This window comes from Sphingobium sp. RC1, assembly GCF_059738765.1.
Genome location: NZ_AP027308.1, coordinates 293,769 through 313,057 on the forward strand (window position 1 = coordinate 293,769; position 19,289 = coordinate 313,057).

Below are 19,289 nucleotides of genomic sequence, written 5' to 3' on the forward strand. Positions count from 1 at the left end.
GCCTCAGTGAATCCTCTCTGCCGGACGCAACCCGGCAAAAGAAGGAGGATTCATGACGCCAGAGCCAGGCCAAGCCATCGGCCAGCTTCCCCTCGTGCCGGATGAGCTGCTCAAGGCTCACTTCGTCCAGGAGAAATTCGACACCCGCTTCCGCGCCTGCGCGCGCCTGCTTCAAGCCTTGTGGCGTGAACGGCAGGGTCTGCCGATCGGCAGCTTCCAGGGACGCGATGGACGCAAACGTAAGGTCGGTTCGTTGCTCAGCACGAGCGCGGCTGCCGTCGGCCGCAACTTCCTGGGACCGGCCGTGGCGCATCTCGCGTGGCGCGAAGTCATCTATCAGGAAGCGGGGGCACTGATCGACCGACAGCGACTCTACGGCAATCTGCTGAGTTCCATGCCGCTGGCATTCAACCTGTTTGCGCCGCTTCGTTTCGATCTGGCGCTGGCCGCCAAGGTGATGCGGGCGATTGCACCGACCATCGACATCGCTGCCGTTCGTCACGTCTGGTTCGAGCATTCGCCGGGGCGGCGGGAAGCGGACCTGACCGGCGACCGCACAGCCTTCGACGTGGCGGTGGTCTATGAACGCAGCGACCGCGCGACCGGGCTGATCGGCATCGAGGTCAAGTATTCGGAAAGCCTAGCTGAGCCCGCTCCTGCGGAACTGAACCCCCGCTATGATGAACTCGCCCAGGCATCGGGCCTGGCCGCGCCTGCTGCGTAGTGCGTACCGTCAAGCTGCTGAGATCAGCCATACTTACTTCTTTCCTTTCGCTATGCCGAGCTTGTCAGCATGAAGGGCGGCTGTTCCTGCGATCCGGATCCCCGCACCCAGCAAGGTGGGCGATGCGATACGCGAGCGCATCGAGTTGGCTTCTGCATCGCTGGCAGCAATCCTGCTTTCCATGTTGGCCACCCGTAGCTTGGTAAGCAGCTTCCTCAGGGACTTTCCAGAACTGACAGATTAAAAGGAACGGGCCCTATGGGCATTTATGATGAAATGAAGCGCCAGAGGGCGCAGGCTGGGGAGGCCGCAAGAGCCCGTCCGGTTCTAGCGCCAAGGCGGGTCACCACTAGCCCAACAGCAGCCTCCCGGCGCGCAGCTCTCTCCTACGTTCAGCAGAAAGGCTTCCAGCCTGTTGCTGGCGTGGACGAGCGCGTCCGCGAAGGCGGCAGCTGGGGCTTCTCAGAAGACACGAAGCGCACCGTCTATTCCCGGCGTGGCGATCTTCTCTCCACCGTGACCAACGGCCTCTGGTCGGTTGTCGAAGGGGGCTACATGGCGCTTCAGGGTGCCGGTGCCGCCGCCGAAGTCGCGGCTGAAGAGGTGGACAATCTCGCCCGCCGCACGGGCGTTGCTGAGAAGCTCTCATATCAGGGCAACCTGTTCCTGCCCGGCACCGCCGTGATGGCGCTGTCCGAAGCGTTTCCCGCAGGCACCGAGGGTCTCCTCTCCGCACCTCAGGGCATCGTGAGGGCAGGCGCTGCGCAGGCGATCCGCCGCGCTCCGCGTCCGGTCATGCTGAAGGCGACGCGCCGGGTGGCGAAGGTGGCTGAAGCGGAAGCTGAAGCAGCCCCTAAACCGATGGGCAAACCTGCGGCTGAAGTGGACGCCGCTCCTAAGGCAACCGCACCCGCCCCGGCTGGACCGGGGCTGACTGGCAAGACGCAGCGATCCTGCCGCTACTTGCCGCCAGCAGCGATGCGGAACGCTATGCCCGCGCCGATGTCTGGTCCCCCGGCCTGCCGCTGCCGCCTCAGCCCGAGCCAGCACGCGGCGCGCCCTCGCCGCAGATCGCGCGGCTGGTCGAATGTGCGCAGGTCGGCGAAGCGCTCGACGAGGACGACATCGTCGCCCTGTTCGCCGCGCGCGGCCCTGACGTCGAGCAGGTCTGCGCCGGAGCCGACGCGCTGCGCCGCGCCACGCGCGGCGATCAAGTGACCTTCGTAGTCAACCGCAACATCAACTATACCAATAAGCTCATGCTGGTTTACTTTGATGAGCCTGAAGATCGGGTGCTTCAGGATAAAGGCCGCTATCATCCGTGGCACGGAACCACCTCAGGAAGTGGTGAAATCTATGTTGATTTTAAGCGCTTCCCTGAGCTGATTGAAAGTTCCCTGCCTGACCTTAAGCCCGTTCTCTCGACAGCAGCAGGCCGAGCCATTGTCGAGTTCTGAAAGCGGTCAACGGCCCTCACTCCGGGTTTGAAACAAACGATTTCGCTGCGAAGCCGATTGGGCCGAACGTCTCAAATGATCGCTGGCCCCTCGAACACAAGGGGCGCGTCGTCATCCTTTATCGAGATATTGCGCTTAATACCGGGGACGACCTCACGAACGCCCTCTTGGGCGAGTTGATGAAGCGGCTGCGGGAGAGAGAGTCGACGTTCGATGCAGCGTGTTGGGGAATGGCACGATGCCCGGTGTCGGCTCCATTTTAGCGGAAATCGTCGGCCAGTTCATTCCCAACCAACGTCTTGAGCGGATTGAGGAATAGTCACCCGGAATTTCACCGGGTCCTTGCGAATGCTGGTCCTTTAGCCTTCCCGACTGGTGAAGGCAATCCGTCGAGCAGCAGGAGGCGGACATCTGACGTCCGCTTCTGAGATCACGAAATTGGCTGCTGAATGCCTTGGACGGGTCGTTCCTCTTTTGAGCAACGGAAAGGAGGACGGCCACTAAGTTTTCCGTCGGAGCCGTACTATCGTCTCATCCAGCATGGACAAAAAGCGCGACCGGTCCGCCTTTCCGAACGGTGCTGGCCCCCCGAGGTCATCACCGGCCATGCCCGCCCGTAGGTCAGCCATAATGGCTCGTGCCGCGACGGCATTGCCGATGGATGCAGGGGTAAAAGGCTTCCCATTCGGAGCGATCACAGCCCCGCATCCAGCCTTGAGGCACCGGTCGGCCAACAATATGTCGGCAGTGATAACGATAGAGCCTGCGCCCACATGCTCCACAATCCAGTCATCCGCTGCATCAAATCCGTCACTCACCACTACCCGCGAGACGAGTGGATGCGTCGGCACCCGGATGGGGCTGTTCGAAACAACGATGGCAGGAACTTCATACCGCCACGCGACCTTGTAGATCTCGTCCTTTACGGGGCAAGCATCAGCATCGATAAGGATTTGAGGCATCCGCCTGCTGTAACGGGCTTCGTCCGAACCTTGAAGAGCCTTCTGCAAGGCGCATTTCGACATGACCAGTTTCGCGTGACGATCAGCGTGGCTTGGAAATCTGCGCGTCGCGGCTGATCGGGTGGCCGTGGGCAAGCCTGCTCCGGGGGGATTTGTATCGCCGGTTGAAATTTGGGTCACGCTTATAGCCTGAAGATCGACGGTTTGACGCCCAGGGCCACCGCAGCTACCGCCCGAGGCATGATTGTTCTGCTTTCTCCCGCCAAGACGCTCGACTTCGAGCGCCCGTTGCCGCCACTCGCGGTCACTATCCCGCATTTTGCCGAGGAGGCGCGCGGTCTCGCCAAGTCGGCAGCGAACCTGTCGCAAAAGCGGCTAGCGGAGCTGATGCATATCTCGCCGCGCCTCGCAAAACTCAATGCGGACCGTTTCCGCGATTTCGCCGATCTACCCGAGAGGCAAGCGCTGTATGCTTTTGCCGGGGACGTCTACACCGGTTTCGAGGTCGATACGCTGGACGAGGCCGGCGTCGCCTTTGCACAAGATCATGTGCGGATGCTCTCGGGACTTTATGGGCTGCTCCGGCCTCTCGACGCGATCCGCCCCTATCGTCTGGAAATGGGCACCCGCTGGGCGCCCCGACACAAGAAGCTGACCGACTGGTGGGGCGATCGCATTGCCGCGGTGCTGCGGGCGCAGGTTGCGGAGGAGGGATCGGATATCGTGCTCAATCTGGCAAGCCAGGAATATTTCGCTGCTGTCGAGGGCAAGCTGGAGGGCTTGCGGGTGATCAACATAGATTTTCGCGATCCTGGCCCTGATGGTCCGCGCTTCGTCAGCTTCAACGCGAAGAAGGCGCGGGGCATGATGGCGCGCTGGATGTGCGAACATCACATCACCGACGTTGAGGCCATGCGCGGCTTCGACAGCGACGGATACCGGTTCGATCCGGAAGAGAGCGAGGTCGATCGCTGGCGCTTCACACGATCATGAGCGGTGGCTTGATCAGTTCCTTTGTACCGCCGAACGAAGCTAACACGGTCTGCATTGATGACAAGAGCGTCACCATCGGGGTCTCAATTTGACGTACCCGTTCATCTCGTTTTGGCTTCCGGGCCGGCCGGAGCAGATTCACTGCCTTTCCTAGCTTTATGCTTTGCGAGCAATCCGTCCAGTTCCGCTATACGAATGCGCTCCGGAGTATCCTTTGCAAGGCCCTTCAGCCTGCATTCGGCCCATAAGCTTCGGCGCTCCGATTCCAATGCTTTCAGATACAAATCGGCCATATTTTCTCCGAAATTCCGATGGACGCACAGCGTTGATACGCTGTGTTGAGCAGCTCATTCGAGACGGTGTGAGTCCGGCTCGCCCCATATATGCAGGGCGCCTGCTGGCAACCGGCGCGAGCATCACTTATCTATTTCGAGCTTTGCGCGCAGCGTAGCGCGCATCGCGCGCGGCCTTCATTTCAGCGGCGCTGGGGGGCGTCAGCCTGGCGGCCTTGAGTACTGCGGCAGCCTCGGCGGCGGCTTGCTTTTCAGCTTCTGCCGCCAGTTCCGCCGCTTTGCGTTCCGCCTTTTGAGCCTTGGCTAAAGCAGCAGCCTCAGCCTTGGCAGCCCGCTCGATTGCAATTGCTTGATCCTTAGCTTCGCGCGCTCGGCGTCGCTCCGCCATAATTGCCTCATCGACGGGCGGCTTGGCTCTCAACGCATCCAGGGCCTTCTGTTTGGCCGATCCTGCTGCGGCGATACGATCTTGGAACGAGGGAGCTTTATAAGAAGGCAATGCTTATCCTTGAATTCGATATAAATCGCGCACCGGGCGCTAAAAATGCGGCATGAAGTGTCGCAGCAGGTGCCATTAGCAAAAAACCTTCCCGATCTCAACATCGCCAGATTGCTGGCCCTTCATGACCACGGACCTTCTATTGCTTCGGGCTCGCGAATGGCCGCCGGGCGCATTTGCTCCAATCTCTATGTGAGCGATCTCAGCTTCGCCGATTGCATATATTCCGATCGTCAGGCGGCGCGCTCCATCGCCAATGGAGGATCGCAGAAGGCAGGAATTACCGGCTGATCACCTGAACCCCGCCCGGGACGATCAACATGTTCTTGCGATCCGCGAGTAGGTCGCGTGGGAGAGCGCTGCTTCAATCCTATTCGCCGCTCGCTAGCCCGGCAAAATCTGAAGGCCTTCAAGCTCGCCCTTCTCGCGCCATTTCCTCAGTTCCTCGAAATACACCATAGTACCGCCCGCGAAGGGAGCGTTGCGCGCCATCTTGGGATCACCGAGCGATCCTTCGTTGTTGTAGAAGCCAGGCGTGCAATCGGTGGAGAATTTCGCACTTCCCGTGAGGTGCGACATAAGCACGCCAAGCCAGTTCTCTTGCGCTTCCTTGGTCGGTTCGAACGTCCGGGCGTCGAGATCGACCATGCGCTTGATCGTATAGGCCGTCTGGATCGCGACCTGATCAAGAATCGGAACGACGTTGACGCCGGTACCACCCTGGATCAGGCTGGACATCACCAGATTGGGAAATTCTTTCGTATACATGCCATGCAAGGTCGCTGCGCCGTCTTTCCAGGCGTCGGTCAGGGCCAGCCCGTTCCGGCCATAAAGTTCAAAGCCGAGCCTGCGCGTGTAGCCTGTCGACACCTCAAATCCCGAGGCGTAGATCAGACAGTCGACCGGATAGTCGACGCCATTTACCACGATGCTATTCTCGGTGATGCGCTCAACGCCCTTGCCGTCGGTGTCGACCAGCGTGACGTTCGAACGGTTGAAGCTCTGCAGATACTCGTCATGGAAACACGGGCGTTTGCACATGGTATTGTACCAAGGCTTCAGCGCTTCTGCCGTGGCGGGATCTTGCACGATCTCATCGATACGTGCGCGGATAGCCTCCATGCGGGCGAAGTCGGCCAGCTCATACTGGTCATCGTCCGCAGCGCCGCCTTCGAAATTGACGCCTCCGGAAATCTGCGTCCAACCATCGTTGATCAGGTCTTCATCCTGTGGCTGGCCATTGACCAGCGCCTCGAAATTCTCGATCCGGCGCTGCTGCCAGCCTGGCTGAAGCGATTTGGCCCATTGCGGATCGGTCGGCCGATTGTTCCGCTCACCCACGCCAGAGGGCGTGCGCTGGAAGACGTAGAGATGCTCAGCGTTGCGGGCAAGATTGGGTACCGCCTGTACGGCAGTCGCGCCCGTGCCGATGATGCCGACGCGTTTGTCCTTCAGCCGATCCATCGGCTCGGTCGGGCTGCCACCAGTATAATGATAGTCCCAGCGGCTGGTGTGGAAGCTGTGCCCCTTGAACGTTTCGATCCCTGGAATGCCGGGCAGTTTGGCCTTGTGCATGATGCCGCCGGCGATGACGAGGAAGCGGGCCGCCAGCACATCGTCATGGTTGGTGCGTACCAACCAGCGTGCGCGCGCCTCATCCCAGCGAACTTCCGTTACCTGCGTCTGGAACAATGCGCGGTCGTACAGGTCGAAATGACGGCCAAGCTGCTGGCAATAGCCGAAGATTTCCGCCGCCTTGGCGTATTTCTCCGTCGGGATGTAGCCGGTTTCCTCAAGCAGCGGCAGGTAGATATAGCTCTCAATGTCGCAAGCTGCGCCCGGATAGCGGTTCCAATACCAGGTGCCGCCGAAATCGCCCGCCCGATCAATGATCCGGATATCTTCGATGCCCTGCTGCCGCAGGCGCGCGCCCGTAAGAAGCCCGCCGAAGCCGCCGCCGACGATCGCGACCTCTGTCTCTTCGACGATCGCAGGGCGCGTAAAGCCTGGCTCCACATAGGGATCGGCGTCAAAGTCCCGGAAAACGGCGTTAGGATCAAGATATTGGTTCGGACCATCGGCGCGCAAACGCTTGTCGCGCTCGATACGGTATTTTTCTCTTAGCGCTTCAGGGGATATCCGGATCGTATTCTTAACATCGCTCATGAGCTGGCTCCGACGAACTGCATGACCTCAATGCTATGCCCCTCCGGATCGGCGACGATTGCATAGCGGAACTTATGTTCTTCCAACGTCTCGGCCGCTCTGATGCTGGTGCCGCCAGCGGCCAATGCAGCAGCCACGACTGTGTCCACATCATCGACCATGAAGGCAATCGCTGCCTCGCCGGGCGTTGGGGTGGGCCTGTTCACATAGTGCATCAAAGCGAGTTGCTGGTCGCCTTCCGCTGATCCCACCTTGAGAAAGATTTCGATATGCGGATCTTCGGTTTCGAGGCCATCGAAACGTCCGACTTCCTTCATTCCGAAGGCGTGGCCGTAGAAACGTACCAACGTGTCTGGGTCACTGACCATCAGCTTGAAATAATATAGGGAAATCTTGCTCATGATTGTTCTTCACCACGTCAAAGTTGCCGAAGCGCAGCCGATGTTTTTCAAAGGCCGAATTGCATGACCTCAAGGGCATGACCTTCAGGGTCGGTGATCGTTGCCCAACGAAAATTATACGCATCCAAGGTTTCGGCCGGCAAGATTATGCCGCCACCTCTGGCCTGTGAAGCAGCCACTACGTCGTCCACATTCCCGACCGTGAAGGCGACCCTCACTTCGCCAGGTTGGGGCGTAGGCTTGGTGAAATATTGCATCAGGCACAGTTGCTCGGTGTCTCCTGCCGACAGATATATTTCCAGGTGAGGGCGTACATGTTCGGGTTCGTAGATACGCCGGATTTCCTTCATTCCGAACACCTCACGATAGAAAGGCGCCAAAGCCTCCGCATCGCTGACCATCAATTTGACATAATATAGGGAAGTATTACTCATCAATTTTTCTCACTGCTATCAAATTAATGACGTCTTATATTCAAATTCATGATGTCACTCGGCATCTCGTCGCCCTTCCGCGACTTCGTGCCGATCATCTGGCATAGTATAATTAAGACCCAGTCGTCCGCCGTCGGCGTAGATGGTTTGTCCGGTGATGTAGGAGGCATCGTCGCTGGCGAGGAAGGCAGCAATGCTTGCAATTTCTTCCGGCTCGCCGATGCGGCCGAGGGGCGTGCGGCTGAGGATGCGGCGGCGCTGCTCCTCGCCTGCCATGACACTCTTCCCCATTTCGGTCATGATTGTCCCGGGTCCGATTGCATTTACCCGAATACCGCAGGGCGCGAGCGAAACGGCCGTCACGTTGGTCAGCTGCCGTAGTGCGCCTTTCGAAACAGCGTAGGCAATCTGATTTGGGATTGCGAGGACAGCATTAACGGACGACAAGTTGATGATCGAGCCGCCCTTCTGCATCAGCCTGGCTGCTGCCTGGGTGGCGAAGGTCGCGGCTTTGACGTTGACGGCGATTACCCGATCAAAGCCCTCCTCTGTCAGTTCGTCCAGTTCAGCGGCATGGGTGATCCCCGCGTTGTTAACCAATATGTCGAGCCGCCCCCAGGTGGCACGGACATCATCGAACAGGGCGTTGCGATCGACGGTGGATGCCATGTCGGCGCGCAGGAAGCGCTGGCCGAGCCGCTGCGCAAGGGCATGGCCACTTTCTTCAGCCAAGTCGCAGAGAAGGACCGACGCGCCTTCTTGCACGAACCGTTCTGCAATGGCTGCGCCTATGCCAGCGCTTGCTCCCGTGATCACCGCAGCTTTGCCGCTCAGGCGTGCCATTATCGCGACCTTTCAGAAGTTGTAGAAATGTGCCGGATTGTCCACCAGGATGCGGTTGCGCACCGTTTCGTCCGGCACCCACTCGGCGAGCAGGTCTAGCAGCCCGGATACCGTGGGCATCGGCCGCCATTGCGCGACATGGGGCCAGTCCGATCCCCAGACGCAGCGATCGGGGGCGGCGGCTACCAACGCTTGTGCGAAGGGGATGGAATCACGATAGTCCGACTGTTCCGACATGCGGAATGCGTCAGATATCTTCACCCAGCCACCATCAGCAACCAACTGGACCAGCATCTGGAAACCCGGATGATCGATGCCCGCTGTGTAAGGGATGTGCCCCATATGATCGATGATCCAGGGGCAGCGAAGACGGGCGATGCGCGGGGCGAGTTCCACGAGCTCGCGGCCGTCGAGCAGGAGCTGGAGGTGCCAGCCCATCTCACAGGCAAGCGCATCGAACCGCTCCAGATCCTTGAACCCGATCCCTCCCCCATAGAGCCCCCCACCATCGCGGATGAAGTCGTTGAGGCGCAGGCCGCGCACCCCCGCCCCATGCGCGTCGGCATAGACCCGTTCGGGTAGATTGGCTGGCATCACTGCAACCCCGCGCAGCCGGTCGCGATGCGCGGATAGGGTCTCACAGAGCAGCCGATTGTCCGTTCCATGCACGCTGACCTGGATGAGGACGCCTCTGGCAAAGCCGACTGCATCCAGCATCGCCAGATAGGCCTCCGCGCTCGCAGGCGGCGGGGTATAGGACCGTTCCGCCGAAAATGGATATTCGGGCGGTTCACCGATCACATGGCAATGCGTGTCGATCGCGCCTGCGGGCATCACGAAGCGGGTTGGCGGGCTCTGCTCAGCTGGCGGGCCGGGGCAAGGGCGGGGCTGGTCGGACCCTGTCATATGGCTGCTCCGTCCGTACGGTGGAGATAGTCCGGCCCAAGCTCGTCGAGCGAGTTGGTGCCGAGGAGTGCCATGTTCCGGTCGATCTCCGCGCGCAGAAGCCCGATAGCGTGGCGCACCCCCGCTTCCCCATGAACCGCCGCGGCATAGAGAAAGGGACGGCCGATCAGCACCATGCGCGCGCCGAGCGCGATCGCCTTCAATATGTCGCTGCCGCGCCGGAAGCTGCTGTCGATCAGGACAGGCATGTCACCTGCGGCAGCGACGGCAGCGGGCAAGGCGTCGAGCGTGGCGAGCGCTCCATCGAGCTGCCGCCCGCCATGGTTCGACAGGATGATCGCGTCCGCGCCAACGCTGCGGGCCAGCCTTGCATCTTCGGGGTGAAGCAGCCCCTTAATAACCAGATTGCCGCGCCAGCGGTCACGAATATATCTGATACCGTCCCAGGTCAGCCGGTCACGCTGCCCGAAGCTGCGTTCGGCATTGCGAGCGATCACAGGCGCGCCGCGCGTGGCACTGGAATTTTCGAACGCTGGCATGCCGTGGCGGAGCAGCGTCGGCGCAAATGTGCCGAGCAGCCAACGCGGGTGCAGCAGACCATCCAGCGCTAGCCGAAGAGAAGGCTTGAGCGGCGTGGAGAAACGTTCGCGGATTAAATTTTCTCGGTTGCCCAACACAGGCACATCAACGGAAATGACGAGCGTTCCAAAGCCTGCGGCCGAAACGCGATCGACGACGCCATCGATCCAGTCACGATCGGCAGGCAGATAGGCCTGGAACCAGCAAGAGGGCGAGACGGCGCGCACCTCCTCCAGCCGGATGAGCGATGTTGCGCTGAGCAGCATCGGCACATTTTCGGCATGGGCGGCTCGTGCGAGGGCAATGTCTCCGCGCATAGCGATCAGCGCCGACAACCCCATGGGTGCTATGCCGAACGGGGAACTCCAGCTTTCGCCGAACAATGAGGCCTGCTGGGTCCGGCCCGCCATGTCCCGCAATGCACGGGGAATGAAGGTGACGCGGCGCATCGCGTCTCGATTGGCCGCAACGGTCAGATTATCCTCGCATGCGCCCGCGACATAGCCGAAGAGCGGGCGTGGCAGATGCGCTCGCGCAAGCGCTTCATAATCACCAAGGGACAGAACGCGCGCCGCCCTTCGCTTCATCCGGGCCGATGGCTCGGCTTCCCGCCTATCCAACCCTGTCCTCCCCACATTTTTATAACCCGGCATCGCCTCAGAATAGGCCGGGCGCCACATTCATAGTCATAGAACAGCTATCCCGACCTACGCCGGATCGCTATGTCCGAGCCACGCGGTCGCCTGACAATCAATATTGCAGCTGCGCTTTCCAGACACCGCTATCCACCAGATGCTTGATCTCTTCGCGCACCAGCCGAACGATGATGCGCGTGGATCGGGTCAGCTGCTCCTCGCGCGGCATGCCGAGCACCAACTGGCGAACAATGGGCGGATGACCGATCGGCGCATAGCGCAGGATGCCCGCGTCGACCTCCCGGCTCATGGATGACAAGGGCAATACGGTATAGCCGAGCCCGAACTCTACTAGTTCCTTCAGCACCAGAAAGGAGTCCGCTTCGAAGCGGACGGTGAGCGGCACGCCAGCCTTGCGCGCCGCGGCCTCCACGATCAGGCGAAGCCCGTGCGACTGGCTAGGCAACACGATGGGGAGCTTAACGAGTTCCTGTACAGGGATTCGCATCGCGGGATCGAGGTCGGAGGAGGACGGGCCTACCAGCGCCAACTCCTCGTACAGCATTTCCGCGACGTTCATCTGGAAATCGGAAGCCGGGCCGTACAGAAGCGCGACGTCGATCTCCCCCCTTTGCAGCCAGTCGATGAGGTGCCCTGCATAGCCCTCGACGATCCGCAGCGATATATTGGGCGCCTGCTCCGCGACGCGGCGCGCAAGCCGCCCGGCCAAAATATAGCTGACCGTAGGCGGAATCCCAAGGGCGATCTGGCCACCCCCTTCCGCCGATCGGTTCCGTATATCGTCAAAGGCCTGCCGGACCTGCCGCACCGGCCCTGCGATATGCTGACGCAATTCCTCGCCTGCCGGGGTCAGCTGCATGCCACGACGATGGCGATAGAAAAGCGGCGTGCCAGCCTCTTCCTCCAGGATGCGCATCTGGCGGCTGAGGGCAGGCTGGGCAATCCGCATCCTGTCAGCCGCCCGGCTGAGCGAGCCGAGTTCGGCGATTTTTAGGAAATGTTCAAGCCGTCGGAAGTCCACCCGCCCCATACCTTTCTATCATGCCTAACCGACATAGCTGGACGCGTAGATTGTTCCTATTGGTTTAGCAAACCCCGCAATAGGCTTTGCGAAATCCAATTCGAGGACCGCATGTCAGCCATTAGCGAGACGGAAACAGGGGCACACGCCGACTCCCCCTGGGCACCGATAATCTTCGAGGCCTTGCAACAGGCGAATGTTCGGCAGGTCAGCTATGTTCCGGACGCAGGCCATGCGCGCCTGATCCGAATGTGCAGCGCCGCCGAAACCATGAAGACCGTCGTCCTCACCACCGAGGAAGAGGGCATTGCGCTTTGCACCGGGGCCTGGCTGGGCGGGGAGCGCAGCGCTCTCCTCATGCAGTCGAGCGGCGTTGGCAACTGCATCAACATGCTCTCGCTGCTGGCGAGTTGTCGGATTCCGTTCCTGACCATCGTCACGATGCGCGGCGAGTTTCAGGAGTTCAATCCGTGGCAAGTCTCGATGGGCCGGGCGACGCCCGCCGCGCTTGAGATCATGGGCGTCACCACGATCCGCATCGACCGGCTGGAAGACCTTGCCCCCATGATGGCCTCCGCCGCTACCATGGCATTTGAAAGCGATCAGCCAATCGCCATCCTGTTGTCGCAAAGCATGCTGGGAGCCAAGAAATGGCTGAAGTGAACCGTCTCCACCGACGTCCGGCGGTTGCAGCACTGCTCGCCGATCGCAAGGATATGCTCATCGTCACTGGCCTTGGTTCGCCAACCTATGACGTGTTCGCGGCGGGTGATCATCCGGGCAACTTCTATCTTTGGGGCGCCATGGGCGGTGCGGCGCTGACCGGCCTTGGCCTGGCTCTCGCGCAACCCGACCGCCCGGTGACGGTGGTCACGGGCGATGGCGAGCAGTTGATGGGCATTGGCGGCCTTGCCACCATCGCTGTGCAGCGTCCAAAGAACCTGTCGATCGTCGTGCTGGACAACGGCCATTATGGCGAGACTGGCGGACAACTTAGCCATGCGGGCGCAGGCATCAACTTGGCCGAATTGGCGCGCGTCTGCGGCTTCACCGAATGTTTCGAGGTCACTGAGGAGGCAGGTATCGCCCGGGCGCGCGAAGCGATCGGCACCATTCGCGAAGGACCGCGCCTGATAGTCATCCGCATCGTCCACGAAGAAACGCCGCGTGCCCTGCCCGCTCGCGATGGTGTATGGCTGAAAGGGCGCATGCGCGAACATCTGGGCTTTGGGCCAAACTGAAGCAGCAGCCCACGCCGGTTTGGGGAGAATGTGTGATGGCTGAGGATTTGGTCCGGTTCCGCAATCTGCTGGCGGGAAGCCCGCGTAACGCAACCGGGGGCGAATGGCTTGAGAGCCTTGATCCTGCGACGGGCGAGGCTTGGGCTCTGGTCCCCCGTTGCACGGCGACCGATGTCGATGCAGCGGTGGAAGCGGCGCGCGCCGCTTTCCGCTCGCCCGAATGGGGCGGCCTGACAGCAACCGCGCGTGGCGCGCTGCTCTACCGCTTTGCGGACATCCTCGCGGAAGAGGCGGAGCGGCTCGCGCAGCTCGAAACGCAGGATAATGGCAAGCTGATCGCGGAAATGCGGGCGCAGCTTGGCAACCTTCCGGCCTATTACCGTTATTTTGCCGGACTGGCCGACAAGATCAAAGGGCATGTCCTGCCGATAGACAAGCCGTCAATGCATGCCTTCACGCGCCGCGAACCGCTGGGCGTTATCGCTTGCATCACGCCGTGGAACTCGCCGCTGTTGCTGCTTGCGTGGAAGCTGGCGCCGTTGCTGGCGGCAGGCAATACGGCTGTCATCAAGCCGTCCGAACATGCCTCCTGCTCGACCCTCGCCTTTGTCGAGTTGTTCGAACGCGCGGGGTTCCCGGCGGGCGTGGTCAATACCGTGACCGGCCTGCCTCAGGAGTGCGGCGAGCCCTTGGTCAAGCATCCCGACATTGCCAAGGTCGCCTTCACCGGTGGCGAGCCCGGCGGCATTGCGGTCTATCGCTCCGCTGCTGAAAACCTTAAAAAGGTCACGCTGGAACTCGGCGGCAAGTCGCCCAACATAATCTTCGGCGATGCGGACCTCGAACGCGCAGTCTATGGCGCGGTGTCCGGCATCTTCGCGGCGTCGGGCCAGACCTGCATCGCGGGATCGCGCCTGCTGGTGCAGCGCGACGTCCATGACGAGGTGGTGGAGCGCCTGGTCGCCTTGGCAGGCACCGCTCGCATCGGCGATCCGAAGCTTGCCGATACGCAAGTAGGACCGGTGACGACCCTGGCGCAGCGCGGCAAGGTGCTCGATCATATCGCGGGCGCGCGTCAATCAGGCGCGGAATGCGTGCTGGGCGGCGGGCTGCCGACGATTCCTGGATTGGAGGGCGGCTGGTTCGTGCAGCCCACCGTCTTCACCGGCGTCACCAACCAGATGCCAATTGCGCGCGATGAAGTGTTCGGGCCGGTGCTCGCCGTCATCCCGTTCGATGATGAAGAAGAGGCGCTGTCGATCGCCAATGACAGCCCTTATGGCCTCGCCGCTGGTGTATGGACGCAAGATATCGGCCGCGCCATCCGCATGTCGGAACGGGTCGAAGCAGGCACGGTCTGGGTCAACACCTATCGCGCCGTCAGCTTCATGGCGCCCTTTGGCGGCATGAAGCGCAGCGGTATCGGACGCGAAAACGGGCAGGAGGCAATGGACGAATATCTCCAGACCAAGAGCGTGTGGATCGACCTTGGCTCGCCCGTGTCGAACCCCTTCGTCATCCGCTGACATGATGAAGATCACGGAAGCTTTGGCGGATTTCTGTGCCACCGTTTCGATTTCTTCTCTCCCACCAGAAGTTGTCGAGCGCACCCCCCTCCTCCTGCTCGACCTCATCGGCAGCATCGTGCGCGCGCGCGCTGAGGCGGCAGTGGCTCCACCTTTGCTCGCAACGGTGGCCGCAATGGGCATGGGCAATGGAACCGCGAGAGTGTTTGGTGATGCAGCAGGCTATGCCCCGGCGGGCGCTGCGTTGCTCAATGGGGCACTGGGTCATGCGCTCGACTTTGATGATACCCATGCGACCGGAACATTGCACCCCGGAGCGCCAGTCATCCCGGCCGCGCTTGCCGCAGCGGAGATGACCGGGGCGTCCGGCGCAGACATTCTCGCCGCCATCGTCGCGGGCTATGAGACATGCTGCCGGATCGCGGTGGCGCTTCCGGCGGGCGATCATTATGCGCGCGGTTTTCATCCCAGCGCGACCTGCGGCGTGTTCGGCGCGGCTGCTGCTGCGGCGCGGATCTTCGGCCTCGACGTAGCGGGTATCGGCTCCGCGCTGGGCATTGCCCTGAGCCAAAGCGCGGGCAGTCTCCAGTTTCTGGCCGACGGCGCACAGACCAAGCCTTTCCAAGTGGGCTGGGCGGCGATGGCTGGCCTGACCGCCGCGACGCTGGCACGCAACGGCTATAAGGGGCCAGGCGAAGCGATCGAGGGACGCCACGGCTTCCTTCAGGGCTATGCCCCCTCACCCCGGCCAGAGCGGGTCGTGCAGGATCTCGGCTCGGTTTACGAGCTGATGCATACGGGCATCAAACCATACCCCTCCTGCCGCTATGGCCATGCCGGTATCGACGCCGTGCTAGCGTTGCGGGCGCAGCATGCATTGCCGCCGGAGGAGGTCGACAGTATCACCTATGGCCTGTCGAATGCAGGCCTGCTGCTGGTTGGCGCTCCGATCAAGCATAAGCGCAATCCGCGTAATATCGTGGACGCGCAGTTCAGTGCGCCGTTCGTGCTCTCCTGCGCCCTGGTGACGGGCGCGATGGAGTGGGACAGCTATCGGCGGCTGAACGACCCGGTAATCCGCGCGATGCTGCCCAAAGTTGATTGCATCCACGACCCGGAGATCGAGGCGGAGTTCCCGACCAACATGTCGGGCAAGATCAGCATCACGGCGCGGGGCCAGACATTCAGCCGCAAGGTTGTCGTGCCCCTCGGCGAGCCATCCAACTTCCTTGGAAAGGACAAGCTGCTGGAAAAGTTCATGGCGCTTGCTGCTCCGGTGCTCGGGGCCGACAAGGCCGCCGCGCTCGCCACGGCTGCACTTGATCTCGCCTCTCTGCCGGACGTTGGAAAGCTGACGAATCTGGCGGTATAAGGTGAGGCTAGCGGGTTTCCACCCGCGCCTGCATGGCCAGCCCGCCCGCATGATCAATCGCCATCAGGTCGCCGCCCTTGTCCTGGGGCGACTGCCCCAGCGTGAACGGCTCGCCCGCAAAAATCGGCCGCTGCGCGCGGAAGGAGAAGCTTGCAACCTGCGCGGCTGGAGCATGGCGCAGGAAATGATCCATCAGCAAGGTCGCGATGAAGGGGCCATGGACGACCAATCCGGGATACCCTTCGACATCCCGAGTATAGGGAAGGTCATAATGAATGCGGTGCGCGTTGAAGGTAAGGGCGGAGAAGCGGAAAAGCTGCACCGGATCAATCGTTACAACACGCGCTACGGGCGGGACCGAGGTTGGCGCTTCGGGCGCAGGAGGAGCCCCGTTCCGTCCAGCCTCACGATAGACGATGTCCTGCTCTTCCTCGACGCAGACATGGCCGTCCACCTTCAACAGGTGACGCAGGGTAACGAAGCGCATCCGCCCCGATCGCCCCTGTTTGTCATTGACCGCGATCGCGCTCGTTTCACGCGCCACTTCGCTGCCAAGCATGATCGGCGCGAAGAAGCGGACCCGGCTGCCCGCCCACATCCGGCGCGGCAGGCCATCATCCTCCCGCAGCGGATGACCGTCCGGCCCGATACCGGACTGCCGCGTGTCAGGCGGAAACAGCAGCCAATGCGCAAGCGGCGGCAATTCTCCCGCCCGCCACGGCGGCGTCTCATGATCGAGCAGCGCGGCAAGCAAATGCGCCTGACGAGCGGCGGCTATGTCGGTGCGATGTTCAGTGGCTTCGCTCACAGGAACTCCGCGCGGATCGCTTCGTCATCGCCGCCCAAAGCCGGAACTGGCAGCGCGACCGCTTCCTCGCCATCCCACCTTATGGGCGAGGCTGGCAAGGCGACCGGCCCCGTCGGCGTGTTGGCGGTGACACGACGTAGCTGACTGTGCCGCGACAGGCCGTCGATGCCGTTCAGCCGCGCCCACGCGGTGCCAGCCGCCTCCAGCCGTGCGATCAGCGCGTCGGGCATTTCGGCTGCAAAAACACGGCCGACCAGCGCATCCAGCTCAGGGCGATTGGAGCAACGCAGCGTGTTGGACGCGTAGCGCGGGTCAGTCGCAAGGCTCGCGTCGCCGAGCACCGTGGCGCAGAATTTCGCCCATTCCCGCTCATTCTGGATCGACACGACGATCTGCGATCCGTCCGCCGTCGCAAAGGCGCCATAGGGCGCGATCGAGGGATGCTTCAGCCCAGCGCGCGACGGAGCCTTCCCACCATAATCATAATGCAGCAGCGGCACGGTCATCCAGTCGGCCAGCCCGTCGAACAGAGACACGGCGATGCCACGCCCCTTGCCCGTCTGCCCCCGTTCGATCAGCGCCTGAAGGATCGCGGCATGCGCGTTCATCCCGCAGGCGATGTCAGCGACCGACACGCCCACGCGCGCGGGATCGTCAGCCGTGCCGGTGATGCTCGCCAGCCCGGCTTCGCACTGGATAAGGAAATCATAGGCCTTCATCTCCGCCGCATCGCCGCTCTCGCCATAGCCGGTGATGTCGCAAGTGATGAGTCGCGGATAGCGGGCGCGCAGATCAGCCGATCCGAACCCCGCTCGAACTGCCGCACCAGGGGCGAGATTCTGGACGAACACGTCCGCCTTCGACAGCATCCGCTCCACCAGCGCCGCGTCGGCCGGGTCTTTCAGGTCGATGCGAAGCGATTGTTTGCCGCGATTGAGCCAGACGAAATAGGCGCTCTCGCCGTGGACGACGGAATCGTAGCCGCGCGCGAAATCACCCTCGGCCCGTTCCAGCTTGATGACCCGCGCGCCAGCCTCGGCGAGGCGGCTGGTGCATAGCGGGGCTGCCACCGCCTGTTCCAGCGAGACGACCAGCAAGCCTTCCAGCACTTTTGCCATCAGAAGCTCTTCGGCAGGCCCAGCACATGTGTCGCCACATGGCTGAGTATCAGGTTCGTCGAAATCGGCGCGACCTGATAGAGGCGCGTTTCGCGGAACTTGCGTTCGATGTCATATTCTTCCGCAAAGCCGAAGCCTCCATGGGTCTGGACGCACATGTCGGCGGCATACCAGGATGCTTCGGACGCCAGCATCTTGGCCATGTTCGCTTCAGTGCCCGGCTGCACGCCCGCATCAAACAGCGCTGCCGCCTTATCGACCATGGCAGCGGCGGCAGTCGTCTGCACATAGGCGCGCGCGATCGGGAACTGGATACCCTGGTTCTGGCCAATCGGACGGCCGAATACCGATCTGTCCTTCGCATAAGCGCTGGCGCGGTCGATGAAGAAGCGGGCGTCCCCGATGCACTCCGACGCGATCAGGATGCGTTCGGCGTTCATGCCCGACAGGATATAGCGGAAGCCCTTACCTTCCTCGCCGATCAGGTTCTCTGCTGGCACCCGCAGATCATCGAAGAACAGTTCCGTCGTCGCATGGTTCAGCATCGTCCGGATCGGCCGGATGGTGAGGCCATTACCCACGGCTTCGCGCATATCGACCAACAAGACGCTGATGCCATCGGTCGGCTTGGCGCATTCGTCGCGCGGTGTGGTGCGCACCAGCAGGACCATGAGGTCGGAATGTTCAGCGCGGCTGATCCAGATCTTCTGCCCGTTGACGACATAGTCATCGCCGTCCCGCTTGGCGAATGTCCGAATGCGGGTCGTGTCGGTTCCGCTCGTCGGCTCGGTGACGCCGAATGCTTGTAGGCGCAGTTCCCCCGACGCGATCTTGGGCAAATAGCGCGCTTTCTGCTCCTCCGACCCATGCCGAAGTACGGTGCCCATCGTATACATCTGCGCATGCGCCGCGCCGCCGTTACAGCCTGAGCGATGCACCTCTTCCAGTACCGCCGTCGCCGCAGCCAATCCTAGTCCCGAGCCGCCATATTCTTCCGGGATCAGCACCGAAAGCCAGCCTTCGCTGGCGAGCGCGGTCACGAACTCGGTGGGATAGCGCCGCTCAGCGTCCAGTTCCTGCCAGTAGGTGCCGGGGAACTGCGCGCAAAGGCGACGAATACCTTCGCGAATGTCTGAAAACGTCTCTTCCTGTGCGGCAGTGCCCATTTCAGTCCCGATAAATGCGATTTTGTCAGACACTATCTGCCATCGGCCTGTGCCGAAAAGTACAGAAATCGCATTCAGCTATGCAAGGCCTGTATGCAAAGCATTCTTATCCGAAAAAGCATTG

Annotated in this window: 22 protein-coding genes; 9 read left to right on the top strand and 13 right to left on the bottom strand. The window is 61.7% G+C overall.

The window, feature by feature from the left end; all coding sequences use genetic code 11:
* The first annotated feature begins 52 nt into the window (after positions 1–52).
* On the top strand, positions 53–724 hold the full coding sequence (locus tag AC6JBC_RS15400) for a PGN_0703 family putative restriction endonuclease (protein WP_498026351.1): 672 nt from the start codon (positions 53–55) through the stop codon (positions 722–724).
* A 33-nt stretch (positions 725–757) separates the two neighbouring features.
* Here the strand turns inward: AC6JBC_RS15400 and AC6JBC_RS15405 are convergent, their stop codons facing one another.
* Positions 758–916: a hypothetical protein gene (locus AC6JBC_RS15405; protein ID WP_498026352.1), complete on the bottom strand. Its 159-nt coding sequence runs from the start codon at positions 914–916 to the stop codon at positions 758–760.
* A 66-nt stretch (positions 917–982) separates the two neighbouring features.
* On the opposite strand from AC6JBC_RS15405, the gene AC6JBC_RS15410 reads away from it, so the two are divergent.
* Together AC6JBC_RS15410 and AC6JBC_RS15415 are read left to right on the top strand one after the other, a co-directional pair.
* Positions 983–1,942, top strand: a complete 960-nt coding sequence (locus AC6JBC_RS15410) for a hypothetical protein (RefSeq protein ID WP_498026353.1) — start codon at positions 983–985, stop codon at positions 1,940–1,942.
* Positions 1,939–2,181 carry a hypothetical protein gene (locus AC6JBC_RS15415; RefSeq protein ID WP_498026354.1) on the top strand — a complete coding sequence of 81 codons (243 nt, stop codon included), beginning with the start codon at positions 1,939–1,941 and terminating at the stop codon, positions 2,179–2,181. The genes AC6JBC_RS15410 and AC6JBC_RS15415 overlap by 4 nt, the downstream gene beginning before the upstream one ends.
* 500 nt (positions 2,182–2,681) lie before the next feature.
* On the opposite strand, the gene AC6JBC_RS15420 is transcribed toward AC6JBC_RS15415, so the two are convergent.
* Complete coding sequence (locus AC6JBC_RS15420; RefSeq protein ID WP_498026515.1) at positions 2,682–3,143, bottom strand: YaiI/YqxD family protein; 462 nt, start codon at positions 3,141–3,143, stop codon at positions 2,682–2,684.
* Between the two features lie 240 nt (positions 3,144–3,383).
* On the opposite strand from AC6JBC_RS15420, the gene yaaA reads away from it, so the two are divergent.
* Positions 3,384–4,136 (top strand): peroxide stress protein YaaA, encoded by a 753-nt coding sequence (gene yaaA, locus AC6JBC_RS15425; RefSeq protein ID WP_498026355.1) that lies wholly within the window; start codon positions 3,384–3,386, stop codon positions 4,134–4,136.
* 420 nt (positions 4,137–4,556) lie between these two features.
* Here the strand turns inward: yaaA and AC6JBC_RS15430 are convergent, their stop codons facing one another.
* Positions 4,557–4,928 (bottom strand): DUF6481 family protein, encoded by a 372-nt coding sequence (locus AC6JBC_RS15430; protein ID WP_498026356.1) that lies wholly within the window; start codon positions 4,926–4,928, stop codon positions 4,557–4,559.
* Between the two features lie 45 nt (positions 4,929–4,973).
* Here AC6JBC_RS15430 and AC6JBC_RS15435 point away from each other — a divergent pair, with 45 nt between their 5' ends.
* Entirely contained in the window at positions 4,974–5,219 is a 246-nt protein-coding gene (locus tag AC6JBC_RS15435; protein WP_498026357.1) for a hypothetical protein, read from the top strand.
* 93 nt (positions 5,220–5,312) lie between these two features.
* On the opposite strand, the gene AC6JBC_RS15440 is transcribed toward AC6JBC_RS15435, so the two are convergent.
* From AC6JBC_RS15440 to AC6JBC_RS15470, 7 genes are all read right to left on the bottom strand, one after another.
* On the bottom strand, positions 5,313–7,094 hold the full coding sequence (locus AC6JBC_RS15440; protein ID WP_498026358.1) for a flavin-containing monooxygenase: 1,782 nt from the start codon (positions 7,092–7,094) through the stop codon (positions 5,313–5,315).
* Positions 7,091–7,495 (bottom strand): VOC family protein, encoded by a 405-nt coding sequence (locus AC6JBC_RS15445; RefSeq protein ID WP_498026359.1) that lies wholly within the window; start codon positions 7,493–7,495, stop codon positions 7,091–7,093. Before AC6JBC_RS15445 ends, AC6JBC_RS15440 begins: the two co-directional genes overlap by 4 nt.
* 47 nt (positions 7,496–7,542) lie before the next feature.
* Positions 7,543–7,929, bottom strand: coding sequence for a VOC family protein (locus AC6JBC_RS15450; RefSeq protein ID WP_498026360.1), 387 nt, complete (start codon positions 7,927–7,929; stop codon positions 7,543–7,545).
* 54 nt (positions 7,930–7,983) lie between these two features.
* On the bottom strand, positions 7,984–8,772 hold the full coding sequence (locus AC6JBC_RS15455; protein ID WP_498026361.1) for an SDR family NAD(P)-dependent oxidoreductase: 789 nt from the start codon (positions 8,770–8,772) through the stop codon (positions 7,984–7,986).
* Positions 8,773–8,784: 12 nt separating this feature from the next.
* Positions 8,785–9,678: an amidohydrolase family protein gene (locus tag AC6JBC_RS15460; protein WP_498026362.1), complete on the bottom strand. Its 894-nt coding sequence runs from the start codon at positions 9,676–9,678 to the stop codon at positions 8,785–8,787.
* Positions 9,675–10,844, bottom strand: coding sequence for an alpha-hydroxy acid oxidase (locus AC6JBC_RS15465; protein ID WP_498026363.1), 1,170 nt, complete (start codon positions 10,842–10,844; stop codon positions 9,675–9,677). The genes AC6JBC_RS15460 and AC6JBC_RS15465 overlap by 4 nt, the downstream gene beginning before the upstream one ends.
* A 163-nt stretch (positions 10,845–11,007) precedes the next feature.
* Positions 11,008–11,943, bottom strand: coding sequence for a LysR substrate-binding domain-containing protein (locus tag AC6JBC_RS15470; RefSeq protein ID WP_498026364.1), 936 nt, complete (start codon positions 11,941–11,943; stop codon positions 11,008–11,010).
* A gap of 102 nt (positions 11,944–12,045) precedes the next feature.
* Here AC6JBC_RS15470 and AC6JBC_RS15475 point away from each other — a divergent pair, with 102 nt between their 5' ends.
* Genes AC6JBC_RS15475 through AC6JBC_RS15490 form a run of 4 tightly spaced genes read left to right on the top strand, consistent with a single transcriptional unit; the run spans position 12,046 to position 16,073 of the window.
* On the top strand, positions 12,046–12,597 hold the full coding sequence (locus AC6JBC_RS15475; RefSeq protein ID WP_498026365.1) for a hypothetical protein: 552 nt from the start codon (positions 12,046–12,048) through the stop codon (positions 12,595–12,597).
* Positions 12,585–13,175: a thiamine pyrophosphate-dependent enzyme gene (locus AC6JBC_RS15480; RefSeq protein WP_498026366.1), complete on the top strand. Its 591-nt coding sequence runs from the start codon at positions 12,585–12,587 to the stop codon at positions 13,173–13,175. The genes AC6JBC_RS15475 and AC6JBC_RS15480 overlap by 13 nt, the downstream gene beginning before the upstream one ends.
* A gap of 35 nt (positions 13,176–13,210) precedes the next feature.
* A complete protein-coding gene (locus AC6JBC_RS15485; RefSeq protein ID WP_498026367.1) occupies positions 13,211–14,701 on the top strand; it encodes an aldehyde dehydrogenase in 1,491 nt (496 codons plus the stop codon).
* Between the two features lies 1 nt (position 14,702).
* Positions 14,703–16,073, top strand: a complete 1,371-nt coding sequence (locus AC6JBC_RS15490) for an MmgE/PrpD family protein (protein WP_498026368.1) — start codon at positions 14,703–14,705, stop codon at positions 16,071–16,073.
* A 7-nt stretch (positions 16,074–16,080) separates the two neighbouring features.
* Here the strand turns inward: AC6JBC_RS15490 and AC6JBC_RS15495 are convergent, their stop codons facing one another.
* Genes AC6JBC_RS15495 through AC6JBC_RS15505 form a run of 3 tightly spaced genes read right to left on the bottom strand, consistent with a single transcriptional unit; the run spans position 16,081 to position 19,165 of the window.
* Positions 16,081–16,881, bottom strand: a complete 801-nt coding sequence (locus tag AC6JBC_RS15495) for an HTD2 family dehydratase (RefSeq protein ID WP_498026369.1) — start codon at positions 16,879–16,881, stop codon at positions 16,081–16,083.
* Positions 16,878–17,999, bottom strand: a complete 1,122-nt coding sequence (locus tag AC6JBC_RS15500; protein WP_498026370.1) for a CaiB/BaiF CoA transferase family protein — start codon at positions 17,997–17,999, stop codon at positions 16,878–16,880. The genes AC6JBC_RS15495 and AC6JBC_RS15500 overlap by 4 nt, the downstream gene beginning before the upstream one ends.
* Entirely contained in the window at positions 17,999–19,165 is a 1,167-nt protein-coding gene (locus tag AC6JBC_RS15505; RefSeq protein WP_498026516.1) for an acyl-CoA dehydrogenase family protein, read from the bottom strand. Before AC6JBC_RS15505 ends, AC6JBC_RS15500 begins: the two co-directional genes overlap by 1 nt.
* Between the last annotated feature and the right edge of the window lie 124 nt (positions 19,166–19,289).

Excerpts from the sequence above, each read along its gene's own strand:
- AC6JBC_RS15485 (WP_498026367.1), top strand. The coding sequence starts at position 13,211 with ATGGCTGAGGATTTGGTCCGGTTCCGCAATCTGCTGGCGGGAAGCCCG.
- AC6JBC_RS15480 (WP_498026366.1), top strand. The coding sequence starts at position 12,585 with ATGGCTGAAGTGAACCGTCTCCACCGACGTCCGGCGGTTGCAGCACTG.
- AC6JBC_RS15410 (WP_498026353.1), top strand. The coding sequence starts at position 983 with ATGGGCATTTATGATGAAATGAAGCGCCAGAGGGCGCAGGCTGGGGAG.
- AC6JBC_RS15445 (WP_498026359.1), bottom strand. The coding sequence starts at position 7,495 with ATGAGCAAGATTTCCCTATATTATTTCAAGCTGATGGTCAGTGACCCA.
- AC6JBC_RS15400 (WP_498026351.1), top strand. The coding sequence starts at position 53 with ATGACGCCAGAGCCAGGCCAAGCCATCGGCCAGCTTCCCCTCGTGCCG.
- AC6JBC_RS15470 (WP_498026364.1), bottom strand. The coding sequence starts at position 11,943 with ATGGGGCGGGTGGACTTCCGACGGCTTGAACATTTCCTAAAAATCGCC.
- AC6JBC_RS15505 (WP_498026516.1), bottom strand. The coding sequence starts at position 19,165 with ATGGGCACTGCCGCACAGGAAGAGACGTTTTCAGACATTCGCGAAGGT.
- AC6JBC_RS15435 (WP_498026357.1), top strand. The coding sequence starts at position 4,974 with ATGCGGCATGAAGTGTCGCAGCAGGTGCCATTAGCAAAAAACCTTCCC.
- AC6JBC_RS15450 (WP_498026360.1), bottom strand. The coding sequence starts at position 7,929 with ATGAGTAATACTTCCCTATATTATGTCAAATTGATGGTCAGCGATGCG.
- AC6JBC_RS15475 (WP_498026365.1), top strand. The coding sequence starts at position 12,046 with ATGTCAGCCATTAGCGAGACGGAAACAGGGGCACACGCCGACTCCCCC.
- AC6JBC_RS15490 (WP_498026368.1), top strand. The coding sequence starts at position 14,703 with ATGATGAAGATCACGGAAGCTTTGGCGGATTTCTGTGCCACCGTTTCG.
- AC6JBC_RS15460 (WP_498026362.1), bottom strand. The coding sequence starts at position 9,678 with ATGACAGGGTCCGACCAGCCCCGCCCTTGCCCCGGCCCGCCAGCTGAG.
- AC6JBC_RS15455 (WP_498026361.1), bottom strand. The coding sequence starts at position 8,772 with ATGGCACGCCTGAGCGGCAAAGCTGCGGTGATCACGGGAGCAAGCGCT.
- AC6JBC_RS15500 (WP_498026370.1), bottom strand. The coding sequence starts at position 17,999 with ATGGCAAAAGTGCTGGAAGGCTTGCTGGTCGTCTCGCTGGAACAGGCG.
- yaaA (WP_498026355.1), top strand. The coding sequence starts at position 3,384 with ATGATTGTTCTGCTTTCTCCCGCCAAGACGCTCGACTTCGAGCGCCCG.
- AC6JBC_RS15440 (WP_498026358.1), bottom strand. The coding sequence starts at position 7,094 with ATGAGCGATGTTAAGAATACGATCCGGATATCCCCTGAAGCGCTAAGA.
- AC6JBC_RS15420 (WP_498026515.1), bottom strand. The coding sequence starts at position 3,143 with ATGCCTCAAATCCTTATCGATGCTGATGCTTGCCCCGTAAAGGACGAG.
- AC6JBC_RS15465 (WP_498026363.1), bottom strand. The coding sequence starts at position 10,844 with ATGAAGCGAAGGGCGGCGCGCGTTCTGTCCCTTGGTGATTATGAAGCG.